Source organism: Halopseudomonas oceani, from assembly GCF_002903165.1.
GTDB lineage: Bacteria > Pseudomonadota > Gammaproteobacteria > Pseudomonadales > Pseudomonadaceae > Halopseudomonas > Halopseudomonas oceani.
Genome location: NZ_PPSK01000003.1, coordinates 275,502 through 289,051 on the forward strand (window position 1 = coordinate 275,502; position 13,550 = coordinate 289,051).

General features: G+C 61.3%; 12 protein-coding genes. All 12 read right to left on the reverse strand.

Annotated features, from left to right (window positions below; genetic code table 11):
• Window position 1: 1 nt before the first annotated feature.
• The 12 genes from C1949_RS05335 to mraZ are packed head-to-tail and all read right to left on the reverse strand — an operon-like array spanning window position 2 to window position 13,311.
• Window positions 2–919, reverse strand: coding sequence for a D-alanine--D-alanine ligase (locus C1949_RS05335; RefSeq protein ID WP_104737430.1), 918 nt, complete (start codon window positions 917–919; stop codon window positions 2–4).
• On the reverse strand, window positions 919–2,325 hold the full coding sequence (gene murC / locus C1949_RS05340) for a UDP-N-acetylmuramate--L-alanine ligase (protein WP_104737492.1): 1,407 nt from the start codon (window positions 2,323–2,325) through the stop codon (window positions 919–921). Before murC ends, C1949_RS05335 begins: the two co-directional genes overlap by 1 nt.
• A gap of 34 nt (window positions 2,326–2,359) precedes the next feature.
• Window positions 2,360–3,433: an undecaprenyldiphospho-muramoylpentapeptide beta-N-acetylglucosaminyltransferase gene (gene murG / locus C1949_RS05345; protein ID WP_104737431.1), complete on the reverse strand. Its 1,074-nt coding sequence runs from the start codon at window positions 3,431–3,433 to the stop codon at window positions 2,360–2,362.
• On the reverse strand, window positions 3,426–4,601 hold the full coding sequence (gene ftsW, locus C1949_RS05350) for a putative lipid II flippase FtsW (RefSeq protein WP_104737432.1): 1,176 nt from the start codon (window positions 4,599–4,601) through the stop codon (window positions 3,426–3,428). The genes murG and ftsW overlap by 8 nt, the downstream gene beginning before the upstream one ends.
• Window positions 4,598–5,947, reverse strand: coding sequence for a UDP-N-acetylmuramoyl-L-alanine--D-glutamate ligase (gene murD / locus C1949_RS05355; RefSeq protein WP_104737433.1), 1,350 nt, complete (start codon window positions 5,945–5,947; stop codon window positions 4,598–4,600). The genes ftsW and murD overlap by 4 nt, the downstream gene beginning before the upstream one ends.
• Before the next feature lie 10 nt (window positions 5,948–5,957).
• Window positions 5,958–7,040, reverse strand: a complete 1,083-nt coding sequence (mraY, locus tag C1949_RS05360; RefSeq protein WP_104737434.1) for a phospho-N-acetylmuramoyl-pentapeptide-transferase — start codon at window positions 7,038–7,040, stop codon at window positions 5,958–5,960.
• 1 nt (window position 7,041) lies between these two features.
• Window positions 7,042–8,430 carry a UDP-N-acetylmuramoyl-tripeptide--D-alanyl-D-alanine ligase gene (locus tag C1949_RS05365; protein WP_104737435.1) on the reverse strand — a complete coding sequence of 463 codons (1,389 nt, stop codon included), beginning with the start codon at window positions 8,428–8,430 and terminating at the stop codon, window positions 7,042–7,044.
• On the reverse strand, window positions 8,423–9,874 hold the full coding sequence (locus tag C1949_RS05370; protein ID WP_104737436.1) for a UDP-N-acetylmuramoyl-L-alanyl-D-glutamate--2,6-diaminopimelate ligase: 1,452 nt from the start codon (window positions 9,872–9,874) through the stop codon (window positions 8,423–8,425). Before C1949_RS05370 ends, C1949_RS05365 begins: the two co-directional genes overlap by 8 nt.
• A complete protein-coding gene (locus C1949_RS05375) occupies window positions 9,871–11,619 on the reverse strand; it encodes a peptidoglycan D,D-transpeptidase FtsI family protein (protein WP_104737437.1) in 1,749 nt (582 codons plus the stop codon). Before C1949_RS05375 ends, C1949_RS05370 begins: the two co-directional genes overlap by 4 nt.
• The gene (gene ftsL / locus C1949_RS05380; RefSeq protein ID WP_104737438.1) at window positions 11,616–11,921 is read right to left on the reverse strand and encodes a cell division protein FtsL; all 306 of its coding nucleotides are present in this window, start codon (window positions 11,919–11,921) and stop codon (window positions 11,616–11,618) included. Before ftsL ends, C1949_RS05375 begins: the two co-directional genes overlap by 4 nt.
• Complete coding sequence (gene rsmH / locus C1949_RS05385; protein ID WP_104737439.1) at window positions 11,921–12,859, reverse strand: 16S rRNA (cytosine(1402)-N(4))-methyltransferase RsmH; 939 nt, start codon at window positions 12,857–12,859, stop codon at window positions 11,921–11,923. Before rsmH ends, ftsL begins: the two co-directional genes overlap by 1 nt.
• Window positions 12,856–13,311 carry a division/cell wall cluster transcriptional repressor MraZ gene (gene mraZ / locus C1949_RS05390; protein ID WP_104737440.1) on the reverse strand — a complete coding sequence of 152 codons (456 nt, stop codon included), beginning with the start codon at window positions 13,309–13,311 and terminating at the stop codon, window positions 12,856–12,858. The genes rsmH and mraZ overlap by 4 nt, the downstream gene beginning before the upstream one ends.
• Window positions 13,312–13,550: the final 239 nt, after the last annotated feature.

Consider the following 13,550-nt stretch of genomic DNA (forward strand, 5'->3'; position numbering starts at 1 on the left):
GTTAACTCAGCGTGCCAGCCAGAATGGCCAGCACCAGCGCAGCAAAATCCATCCCGGTGGCCTTGGCCGCCATTGGCACCAGACTGTGGTCAGTCATTCCCGGCACCGTATTCACTTCCAGCAGGTAGAAACGGCCCTGCTCGTCCTGCATCACGTCAACGCGCCCCCAACCCTTGCAGCCCACTGCCTCGAACGCCTGCAGGCTCAGCGCCTTGAGCTGCGCTTCCTGCTCTGCGGGCAAGCCGCAGGGGCACAGATATTGGGTGTCATCGGCCTGGTACTTGGCGTCGTAGTCATAAAAAGTGTGGGGCGTACGCAGCCGAATCGGCGGCAGGGCTTTGCCATCGAGAATCGCGACGGTAAATTCCGCGCCATGTATCCACTGCTCGACCAACGCCTCATCGTCGTAGCTGCGGGCGCTTTCCCAGGCATCCTGCAATTGCTGCAAGCTGTCAGCCTTGGCCATGCCAATGCTTGAGCCTTCGTGAACCGGCTTGATGATCAGGGGCGTACCCAGCCGCTCGACGATCTCGGCGCACTGAGCAGCACCGCGCAACATTGCGTAGGCCGGTGTCGGCAGGCCGATGCTCTGCCAAATCTGCTTGGTACGCAGCTTGTCCATGCCGACCGCCGAGGCCATCACGCCGCTGCCGGTGTAGGGAATCTGCAGGCTCTCCAGCAGGCCCTGCAGACTGCCATCTTCACCGCCGCGCCCATGCAACGCGATAAACACCCGATCCGGCCGCGCAGTCAGCAACTGCTCTGCCAACGTCTCGTCAGCATCAATCCCATAGGCATCAACGCCTGCGCTCTGCAGCGCTGCAAGGACAGCAGCCCCCGATTTCAGCGATACCGCACGCTCGGCGGACTTTCCGCCGTACAACACTGCCACACGCCCAAAGTCAGCTACATCGACCATCAGGCCTTACCTCCGGTATCACGATTGCTCAGAGCTTCGGCCAACTGGACCGACAGCCCACCAATATCCCCTGCGCCCTGGGTCAGCAGAATGTCGCCCGGCTGCAACACCGCTTCCAGTAGCGGCATGACGTCGGCATCACGCTCGACATAAATCGGGTCCAGCTGACCACGTTGACGAATACTGCGGCACAGCTGCTTGCTGTCTGCCCCCGGAATCGGCTCTTCGCCCGCCGGGTAGACCTCCATCAGCAACAGCGCGTTGGCGTCGCCCAGCACCTGGACGAAGTCTTCGTACAGGTCGCGGGTCCGGCTGTAGCGGTGCGGTTGATAGAGCATGACCAGACGTCGCTCGGGCCAGCCAGCACGTACCGCCTTGATCACCGCTGCAACTTCGCGCGGGTGGTGACCGTAGTCATCAACCAGCATCACTTCGCCGTCTGCCCAGCGGTAATTACCCTGAACCTGGAAGCGACGACCAACGCCCTGAAAGCCAGCCAGCCCATCAACGATGGCGCGGTCAGACACGCCTTCGTCGGTGGCGACGGCAATGGTCGCCAGCGAGTTCAGTACGTTGTGCACGCCCGGCATGTTGACCGAGACCTTGAGCGGCTCGCGATCTTCGCGTAGCACGGTGAAAAACGTCTGCATCCCTTGCTGGTGAATATCCACTGCGCGGATGTCAGCATCGTCCGACTGACCGTAGGTCACGACCTGACGATTGATCTGCGGCAGAATTTCACGCACTACCGGGTCATCAATGCAGAGCACAGCCAGACCGTAGAACGGCAGGTTGTGCAGGAATTCAACGAAGGTGCGCTTCAGCTTGTTGAAGTCGCCCTCATAGGTCGCCATATGGTCTGCGTCGATATTGGTAACAATGGCGACCATCGGCTGCAGGTGCAGGAATGACGCGTCGCTCTCGTCCGCTTCAGCAACCAGATAGCGGCTCTCGCCCAACTGAGCGTTGGTGCCGGCGGCAGTCAATCTGCCGCCGATCACGAAGGTCGGACTCAAACCATCTGCAGCGAGCACCGAGGCAATCAGACTGGTGGTAGTGGTCTTGCCGTGTGTGCCGGCAACCGCAATACCGTGGCGATAACGCATCAGCTCGGCCAACATCTCCGCACGCGGCACCACCGGAATGCGCCGTTCGATGGCACCGGCGACTTCCGGATTCTGCGGATTGATCGCGCTGGACACGACCAGTACGTCCGCCTCCTGAACATTCTCGGCACGGTGCCCAATGTCGATGCGCGCACCGAAGGACTCCAGGCGCTGAGTCACCGCCGAGCGCTTGAGATCGGAGCCCGACACCTGATAGCCCAGGTTGAGCAACACCTCTGCGATGCCGCACATGCCCACGCCGCCGATACCGACAAAGTGAATATTGCGGATGCGCCGCATCTCGGGCAGCGTAAAAGTCGCCTGACTGCGCTTGTTAGTGCTCACGGGCTACCTCCAGACAGGCGCGTACCACATCGGCGGTCGCGTTCGGGGTGGCTTGTTCACGGGCTCGTTCGGCCATCTGTTGCAGCAGCTCCGGGTTATTCATGTAGTTGATCAGGGTATTGGCCAGTTGCTCGTCGTCGAGCTGTGCCTGCGGCATCAGCACTGCCGCGCCACGGTCAGCCAGATAGCGGGCATTGGCAGTCTGGTGGTCGTCGATGGCATGCGGTAACGGGATCAGCAGCGACGGGCGCCCGGCAGCAGCCAATTCGCAGATGGTCAGCGCACCAGCACGGCAGATCACTAGATCGGCCCAGGCGTAGGCGCCAGCCATATCCGCAATAAAGGCCTCTACGTCAGCGCGCACGCCAGCCTGTTCATAAGCCTCACGCGCCATCAGCAGGTGTTGTTTACCGCACTGGTGCACCACCTGCGGACGCTGATTCGGCTCAATGCGCGCCAGCGCCTTCGGCAGCAGGTTATTCAGTGGCATTGCCCCCAGGCTGCCACCCAGCACCAGAAGGTGCAGCGGACGACCGCCGTCCCAGCTCAGCGCCGGAGTAGCAAATATGTCTTCACGCACGGGGTTACCCGTGCTGCGGCGGTTCGCGCCCTCAGCGAAACTGCCGGCAAAGCCTTCACAGCGGCGCTTGGCCAGTCGGGCCAGCAGGCGGTTGGCAGTGCCGACCACCGCATTCTGCTCGTGGATAACCAGCGGAATGCGGCGCAGCCAGGCAGCCAGGCCACCTGGGCCGGTCACGTAGCCACCGGCGCCCAACACGCAGATGGGCTTGAGATCCGCCAGCAGGCGCAGCGACTGACCCAACGCGCGCAGAATGCGGAACGGCGCTTTCAGCAGATCCAGCTTGCCCTTACCGCGCAGCCCTTGAATGTCGATGTAATGAATCGGGAAGCCGGCCTGCGGAACCAGATCGACCTCGATACCGCGACGCGTGCCCAGCCAATGCACCTCATAGCCCTGATCGCGCAACATGCGAGCACAGGCCAGCGCAGGGAACACGTGCCCACCGGTGCCGCCAGCCATGACCAACACCTTATTACCCATTGGCCACCTCCCTGCCGACCTGACGGCGCTCCCAGTCGATCCGCAACAGCAGGCCCAGACAGACACAGCACACCACCAGCGAGCTGCCACCATAGCTGAGGAACGGCAGGGTCAGCCCCTTGGTCGGTAGCAGCCCGATGTTCACGCCAACGTTAATGAGAATCTGGCCACACCACATGATTGCCAGACCGTAGGCAAGATAGGCGTGGAACAACATGCCCTTGGCCTCCGCCGCCAGACCGACATACAAGCCACGAATGGCAACAAAAATGAGCAGCGCAAAGGCGGCAAGGGCGCCAACCATACCCAGCTCCTCGGCTAGCACTGCAAACACGAAGTCGGTGTGCGCCTCTGGCAGATAGAACTGCTTCTGAATACTGTTACCCAGCCCAACGCCGAACCACTCACCGCGACCAAAGGCAATCAACGCTTGAGTCAGCTGGTAACCGGTGCCATACGGGTCCTGCCATGGATCAAGGAAGCCGGTCAGGCGCTGCAAACGATAGGGCTCAGCCCAAACGGCCAGCGCGGCCAGTGCACCCAACGAGCCAAACAGCAGCAGAAAGCGGAACAGGCCGACCCCACCGAGGAACAACATCCCGGTAGCGGCGCCCATCAAGACCACGGTCGCACCAAAGTCAGGTTCGACGATCAGCAGACAGGCCATCGGCCCCAGCACCATGAAGGGCTTGATGAAACCGAACCATTCTTCTTTCACCTCATCCTTGCGCTGCACCAGGTACCCGGACAGAAACACCACGGCAAACAGCTTGGCTAGTTCGGACGGCTGAACGTTGATAGGGCCAACCGCAATCCAGCGCCAGCTGCCGTTGACCTCACGACCAATACCCGGAATCAGCACCGCTACCAGGCCAGCAAAGCCAAGGAACAACAGCATGAAGCGGAAGCGCTCCCACACAACAACCGGGACCGACAGCGTCGCGGCCAGGGCCAGCAGGCTCACTACCAGATAAATGATCTGGCGGTTCATATAGAACAGCGGACTGCCCAGCCGACCTGCTGCCACTTCCATCGAAGCAGAGGTGACCATGACCAGTCCCAGCGCCAGCAACGCGACCGCACCGACCAGCAGCGGCATATCCATGTCGAAGCGACGTTCGCCAATCAGCGGCGCAGCGGCATCACGCAGGTTGAAGGTCAGATTCATGCGCCCAACCTCCCGACCGCTTCCGCGAACAGCCGGCCGCGCTCTTCGAAGTTACGGAACATGTCCAGACTGGCACACGCTGGCGAGAGCAGAACAAGGTCCTCCGCTTTAGCCAGAGCCGCTGCGGCTTCAACCGCTTCTTCAATAGACCCAACGCGGACCAGCTGCGTCTGCGGGTCGAGGGCAGCGGCAATCAGCTCGGCATCACGCCCAAGTAGAACCACTGCGCGGCAATGGGCAGCCACCGGCTCACGCAACGGCGAAAAGTCCGCGCCCTTGCCGTCGCCGCCGGCAATCAGCACCAGCTTGCCGCGCATGTCAGCAGCAAAACCGTTGATGGCAGCCAGCGCGGCGCCCACATTGGTGGCCTTGGAGTCGTCGAAGTACTCGACACCGGCGTGACTACCCACCCACTGGCAGCGATGCGCCAGGCCCGGAAAGGCCTTCAACGCCTGCAGCATGGCCTCCATCGGCAGACCGGCCGCCTGCCCCAGCGCCAGCGCCGCCAGGGCATTGGACTGGTTGTGCGAGCCGCGAATAAGCAACTCGCTGACCGGCATCAGTGCAGAAAACTCATAGGCCAACCACGTCTGCCCAGCCTGCTCAATCAGACCGAAGCCCTTGAAGTCAGGACGCGACAGGCCGAAGCTCAGGCACGGTAATTGATCGGCAATAAGCGGCCGCGACAGCGCGTCGTCGCGGTTGATCACCACCTGCTGCGCCCCACGGAAAATCCGGTGCTTGGCCATGTGATAGGCCGGCAGGCCGCTGTAACGATCCATATGATCTTCACTGACGTTCAGCACCGTCGCCACCAGCGCATTCAACCGATCAGTGGTTTCCAACTGGAAGCTGGAAAGCTCCAGCACGTAGAGCTCTGCATCCTGATCCAGCAGATCCAGCGCTGGGGTGCCCAGGTTGCCACCAACAGCCACCTTCGCGCCCGCCGCTTGCGCCATTTCGCCAACCAGCGTGGTAACCGTGCTCTTGGCGTTGGAGCCGGTAATAGCGACGATGGGGGCCTTGGCAGCCCGCGCAAACAGCTCGATATCACCGACAATGGAAACGCCCGCCTTGGCAGCGGCCTGCAACGCCGGCGTCGCCAGCGCGACGCCGGGGCTCACGATCAACTCGTCGGCTCGGCTCAGCAGCGCCTCATCCAGCTCGCCCAGATACAGGTCAGCCATGGGCGCAAAGCGCTTGAGCTTATCCAGCCCCGGCGGGTTCTGGCGGGTATCGGCCACGGCAAAAGACAGGCCCTGGCCTGCCAGATAACGGGCGACCGAGAGCCCGCTGCTACCGAGCCCGACGATGATCCGTTGCTTGTCCGTGGTAATCAGAGACACGCCCTGCTCCTCAACGCAATTTCAGGGTGGCTAGACCGATCAGCACCAGTACCACGGTGATGATCCAGAAGCGCACGATCACGCGCGGCTCCGGCCAGCCCTTGAGTTCAAAGTGGTGGTGAATCGGCGCCATGCGGAATACCCGGCGGCCGGTCAGCTTGAACGACGCTACCTGCACGATCACCGACAGCGTCTCCACCACAAAAATGCCGCCCATGATGAACAGCACGATTTCCTGCCGCACGATCACAGCGATCACACCCAGTGCGGCGCCCAGCGCCAGCGCGCCGACGTCACCCATAAAGACCTGAGCCGGGTAGGTGTTGAACCAGAGAAACCCGAGACCTGCGCCCAGCAGCGCGCCACAGAAAATGATCAGTTCACCGGCACCCGGCACATAGGGAATCAACAGGTACTCGGCAAACTTGGCGTTACCCGACAGATAGGCAAAGATGCCCAGCGCGCCGCCCACCATGACCGTTGGCATGATGGCCAGACCATCGAGACCATCGGTCAGGTTGACCGCATTGCTGGAGCCGACGATGACGAAGTAGGTCAGGACAACGAACAGCACACCCAGCTGGAATTCGACCTGTTTGAAGAACGGCACAATCAGGGTGGTCTCGACCGGCGTCTTTGCTGCCATGTAGAGAACTACCGCCGCCGCCAGACCGAACACCGACTGCCAGAAATACTTCCAGCGCGACGGCAGGCCGCGGGAGTTCTTCTCGATCACCTTGCGATAGTCATCGACCCAGCCAACCGCGCCGAAGCTGATAGTGACGCCCAGTACCACCCAGACATACAGATTGCTGAGGTCTGCCCACAACAGAGTGCTGACACCGATGGCAACCAGAATCAGCGCACCGCCCATGGTCGGCGTACCCTTCTTGGACAGGTGCGACTGTGGACCATCGTTGCGAACGGCCTGACCGATCTGACGAATCTGCAGGGTGCGAATCATCCAGGGGCCCAGAAACAGCGCCATTGCGAGCGCCGTCAGTACACCCAGAATGCCGCGCAGGGTCAGATACTGGAAGACGGCAAAGCCGGAGTAGTACTGCTGTAGATATTCGGCGAGTAAAAGCAACATGTCAGCTGGCCCCGTTATCGTTATCGTGCGCGTCAGCCGGGGCCAGAAGGCCGGCGACCACTACATCCATGCCCGCACTACGCGAGCCCTTCACCAACACCCGGGTGTTGGCATCCAAATCCTGTTTAATGGCATCGATCAGCGCTTCGCGGCTGTCGAACAGACGCCCCTTGGCGCCGAACGCCTCCACTGCCAGCGCAGACAGCCGACCAGTGGCATACATACCGTCCAACCCCTGTTCTCGCGCATGCACACCGACGTCCCGGTGGCTTTGCTCTGCCCACTCGCCAAGCTCGCCCATGTCACCGAGCACCAATAGACGCTGGCCGTCCAGGCTGGCGAGCACGTCAATCGCGGCTTTAACCGAGGCCGGGTTGGCGTTATAGGCGTCATCAATTATCAGTGCGCCACCAATACCGTTGAGCCAGTTGCCACGGCCATCAACGGGCGCAAGGGACGCTAGGCCACGGGCGATTGCGTCCAGGTCCGCACCTGCGGCCAGCGCTGCGCCCGCCGCAGCGAGCGCATTAGCAATGTTGTGCGCACCGCGCAGCTGCAGGCTGGCGGAGACCGTGCCCGCCGGCGTCACCAGATTGAAACTGGGGCAACCTGCTGCGTTGATCTCAACCTCTTCTGCGCGCAGCTGTGCGGTCGGGTTCTTCATGCTGAAGGAGCAAGCGGTACGACGGCTGCCGAGCAGTTGATACCACTGTTCAAACCAGGGGCTGTCCAGATTGAGGATCGCCTGCCCACCATCGGGCAACGCGCTGACGATCTCGCCCTTGGCCTTGGCGATGCTCTCGGGGCTGCCGAAGCGGCCAACATGCGCCATACCGGCGTTGGTCAGCACGCTGATCTGCGGCTTGACCAAGCCCATGGTGTAGTTAATATCGCCAATCTGAGCGGCCCCCATCTCAATCACGGCATAGCGGTGTTCAGCAGTGAGTTGCAGCAGGGTCAGCGGTACGCCGAGTTCGTTGTTCAGGTTGCCCTGAGTCGCCAGCACCGGACCGCACTCACGCAGGATGGCGGCGAGCATTTCCTTGACGGTGGTCTTGCCGCTGGAACCGGTGATGCCGATTACCGTACCGCTGAACTGGTCTCGCACCAGCGCGCCCAAGTGGCCCAGCGCCAGTTGGCAATCGTGAACTAGCAACTGGGGCAGCTCGTCATCGACGAGGTACTCCACCATCGCTGCCGCAGCGCCATTTTCCCGGGCCTGGGCAACAAAGTCATGGCCGTTGCTGCGGCTGCCGGGCAGCGCGACAAACAAGCCACCCTTGGCAACCTTGCGCGCATCAATGCTGACACTGTCAAAATGGGTATCCACGCCGTTGAGCGTGGCGGCCAGTGGTTTGAGCAGGTTGGACAGGCGCAGCGCTTCAAGCATGAGCCACCTCCCACTGCTGCAGCGCAAGGCTGGCCTGTTCGATATCGCTAAAGGGGTGACGCACGCCGTCAATCTCCTGATAATTCTCGTGACCCTTGCCGGCGAGCAGAATGACATCACCCGGCTGCGACGCAGCAATCGTCTCGGCGATGGCTTGCGCACGGTTGGGTATGACGGTCAACGCCTGCGGGTGTTCCGCACCGCGGCAAATCTGTTCGATAATCTGTGCTGAAGATTCGGTTCTCGGGTTGTCGTCGGTCACGACCACTGCCTGGGCATACTGTTCGGCAACCCGCGCCATCATCGGACGCTTACCGTTGTCACGGTCGCCACCACACCCAAAAATGCAAACAACGCGCCCTGCGGCATGCTGGTGCAACGCGGTCAGTGCCTTTTCCAGCGCGTCCGGGGTGTGTGCGTAATCAACGACGACCAGCGGCAGATTGCCGCCGCCCAGGCGCTGCATGCGACCAGCCGGAGGCTGCAGCTGCGCAACCTGCTGCAATGCCGTCTCGGCGTCTACACCAAGGGCCAGCAGACTGCCGAGCACGGCCAGCAAGTTGCTCAGATTGAAACTGCCCAGCAGCGGACTACGCAGGGCAAAGTCACGACCTTGAACCTGCAACTGCGCATCAAGCCCAAGACTGTCGCACACCAACTCGCGGCAATAGAGCGCAGCAGCCGGATCGCTCAGACTGAAGCCAATAACCGGCGCCTCGCAGCGAGCTGCCAGTTCGCGACCAAACGGGTCATCCAGATTGATCACCGCCGCCTGCAGGCCGCGCTGGAACAGCTTGGCCTTGGCGTCGCCGTAGGCGGCCATAGTGCCGTGGTAATCCAGATGATCGCGGCTGAGATTGGTAAACACCGCGACCGCGAACCGCACGGCTGCAACACGATGCTGATCCAGCGCATGGGAAGACACTTCCATCGCGACATGAGTTGCGCCCTCATCCCGCATGACGCCTAGCTGGCTCTGAACGGCAATGGCGTTCGGCGTGGTCATGCCGTGTTCAACAAGCGCGCCGGCCAGACCGCTGCCCAGGGTCCCGATCACACCACAGCGATTACCCAGAAGGTCCAGCGCCTGGGCCAGCATCTGGCTGACGCTGGTCTTGCCGTTGGTACCAGTGATACCGATCACCTGCATTCCCGCGCTGGGTTGGCCATAAAAGATGTCACCCAGCGCGGATACCTGCTGCGCCAGGTTCGGCACCTCAACAACTGGAACGCTGACGACCTCAACGACGCCGTGCCCCGGCTCACAGGCGACAGCAGATGCCCCTGCCGCCACGGCCTCGGCAATGAAGTCCCGTCCGTCGTATCGCAAGCCCGGAAAAGCAAGAAACAGATCCCCGGGCGCTACCCGACGACTGTCCATCGTCAGGCTATGAATGTCGACATCGGTAGCAGCAACGCCAGGGAACAGCTGAGAAAGTTTCATCTCTGCTCCCCCGTGCCGGCGACTGCCGGCAGAGTCGCCTGATCAAGCGATGCCAGATTATCTGGCGCGACATTCATCAGCCGCAGTGCATTGGACATCAGGCCGCCAAAGACCGGCGCGGCAACCAGGCCACCGTAATAACCGTCATCGCTGCTTGGCTCGTCGATCACCACAGCGATCGCAATCCGCGGGTCGGAACTGGGCCCAAACCCGGCGAACAGTGAGCGATAGGAATCCTCTTGATACCCCTTGCTGGAGGTACTCGCCTTGCGTGCAGTACCACTCTTGCCGGATACGTGATAGCCGGGAACGCGAGCACGGAAGGTGCCGCCATCGGCCTCGATCACGTTCTGCAACATGCCCTGCACCAAACGCGTAGCGTCTTCGGGCAATACTTGCTGGGCCTCAGGCTGCCCCTCGACCCGCAGCAGTGACATAGGCACCTTGCGGCCGTCGTTGGCCAGAATCGCATAGGCCTGCGCCAGCTGAACGGCGGTGACCGAAAGGCCGTAGCCATAAGACAACGCCGCTGTCTCGGCGGAACGCCAGGTACGGTAAGTAGGCAGCCTGCCGACGCTCTCGCCGGGAAAACCGACGCCGGTGTACTCACCCAACCCAACAGCCGCCATGGCGTCGTGGACAGTCTCGCCACCGATATCCAGTGCCACCTTGCTCATACCAACGTTACTGGATTTGAGCAGAATGCCTGCCAGATCGAGCACGCCGCCGGGTGCGCGGGACACGTCGCGAATGGTGTAACGACCAATTCGCAGGGTACCCGGATAGACATTGACCTGGTCGCTCGGCTTCCAGCGCCCGGTCGCGAGCGCGGCAGTCATGGAAATCGGTTTCATGGTCGAGCCCGGCTCGAACACATCGATCATCGCGCGATTGCGCATCATGCTCGGCTGCAGATTGGCCCGATTGTTCGGGTTATAGGAGGGCTGGTTGACCATCGCCAGCACTTCACCGGTGCGCACATCCAGCATCACTACCGAACCGGCCTTGGCACCGAATTCCTGCATACCCTCACGCAACTGGCGGTGCGCCAGATACTGCAAACGCAGATCGATGGACAGGCGCAAATCATTGCCCGGGCGCGCATTGCTGATCACCTGTACATCCTTGATCAGGCGGCCGCGGCGATCCTGCAGCACCTGGCGCTTGCCCGGCACACCCTGCAGCCACTGGTCGTAAGCCAGTTCCAGCCCTTCCTGCCCCTGCTCATCAACGTTGGTGAAGCCGACCAGGTGGGCAGCCACTTCACCTGCCGGATAGAAGCGGCGGTATTCTTCGATGCTGTAGACGCCATGTACCTTGAGCGCCATGACAGCTTCACCGTCAGCCGGCGTCATGCGACGACGCAGGTAAATGAACTCTTTATCGGCATTGGCCTTAAGCCGCTCGCTGAAGGTCGCCAGATCGGTGCCCAGCGCACGCGCCAGATCAGGCCAGTGGGCCTGCTGGTCAATCAACTGAGACGGATTGGCCCAGATGGTGAGAACCGGGGTACTGACGGCCAACGGCTCACCGTTCCGATCGGTGATCTGCCCACGGTGAGCCGGAATCGGCACATGGCGCACACTGCGCTTGTCACCCTGACTGCGCAGAAAACCTTCATCCAGAACGTGCAGCTCGGCGATTCGCCAGGCAACGGCTACGCAGCACAGACCCAGCAACCCGATCACCAGGCGAAAACGCCAGGGATAGAGGCTGCCATTAGGCTTGAGTGCGAACTTTCTCATGGTTTCACCAGGATCACATCGCTGGGCTCAGGCACATGCATGCCGAGCTGCTCGGTGGCGATACGTTCAATCCGGCTATAGGCCGTCCAGGTGCTCTGCTCCAGCACCAGCCGGCCCCATTCGGCCTGCGCTTTCTCACGCACATCCATCTCGGTCGCCAGCTCATTAAGCAATTGGCGGCTCCAATGGGCGCTGTAGGACACCGCCAGCGCACTGGCGACACCCAGCACGAAAACCAGCGTCAGCCAGCCGCTGCCGGTTGGCAGGCCGGAACGCTTGGGCAGCTGCGCAGGGGCGTTCATCAACGCTTCTCCGCAATACGCAGCACAGCGCTGCGGGCACGGGGATTGGCATCAATCTCAGCGGCAGTCGGCTTGATCGCCTTGCCCACCAGATTGATCGAGACTGGAATATCAATATCGCGAATCGGCAGGTCACGCGGAATCGGCGCGCCTTTGGCCTCGCGACGCATGAACTGTTTGACCATGCGATCTTCCAGCGAGTGGAAGCTGATTACCGCAAGGCGGCCAGCCGGTGCCAACACATCCAACGCAGCGCGCAGACCGTCGGCCAGATCGTCCAGCTCGCGATTGATAAAGATACGGATGCCCTGGAACGCTCGGGTGGCCGGATGCTTACCTTTCTCCCAGGCGGGATTGGCTTCCTTGATTACCGCAGCGAGATCGCCGGTACGGGTAAAAGGTTGCTGGGCACGGCGAGCAACCACCGCCCGCGCCATGCGCTTGGCGAAACGCTCTTCACCGTACTCCTTGAGCACGGTGGCGATATCAGCCTCACTGGCGCTGTTGACCCAGTCCGCGGCACTCTGCCCTGCACTCGGATTCATGCGCATATCGAGCGGACCGTCATTCAGGAAGCTGAAGCCGCGGGTCGGGTCATCGAGCTGGGGCGAGGACACTCCCAGATCCAGCAAAACACCGCTGACATGCCCGTGCAGACCGCGCGCACGCAACTCCTCGGCCATCTCCGCGAAGGACCGCTGTACAACGACAAAGCGGCCGTCTTCGGCCGCCAGTTGTTCGCCAGCCCGGATGGCTTCCGGATCTTTGTCAAAGGCAATCAGCCTGCCCTCCGGCCCCAAGCGTGCGAGCAGCGCTCGACTATGTCCCCCTCGTCCGAAGGTGCCGTCGATATAGATGCCGTCAGGTTGGATGGCAAGCGCATCAAGCGCTTCGTTCAGCAATACGCTGATATGGGAAAAATTAGGCACAGTACTCACAGGCTCAGCGAGTGCAGTTCAGCCGGCAGCTCGCCAGCCTCCTGCGACTCGTCCAGATAGGCAGACGTGGTGGCAGTCCAGGCATCTTCACTCCAGAGCTCGAACTTACCGATTTGACCGACCAGCATCACCTTCTTGTCCAGCCCGGCGTATTCACGCAGCAGCGGCGGCACGACAAAGCGACCGGCGCCATCCAGCTCGAGCTCGAAGGCATTACCGATCAGCAGTCGTTGCAGACGTTTAACCGCAGGATTCATGTTGGGCGCCTGACGCAGCTTGGCTTCGACGGCTTCCCATTCGTGCAGGGGATAGATCCAAAGACAACGGTCTTCCAACGCGATAGTGACGACCAATTGCCCACCACAGGACTCCACCAGGCGGTCGCGATAGCGCGCAGGCATCGCGAGTCGCCCTTTGGCGTCGAGGTTGATGGCATTGGCTCCACGAAACACGTCGTTGTCCTTCCCTTAGATTACCGGCCGGAGCTAGCCAAAAAATCCCACTCCGCCCCACATATCACCACTTTGCGACACTATAGAAATGCACCTATACAGCGTCAAGAGCCGTACATAGGAAAAAAACCTTGCACAGCAGTGGTTTAGCGCGTTTTATCGGGAATATGGATGCAAAAGAGGTGTAGTTGAGAGCGTAAAAAACAGATAAAGCAAAAACATCGCCTCAGAACTTAAAG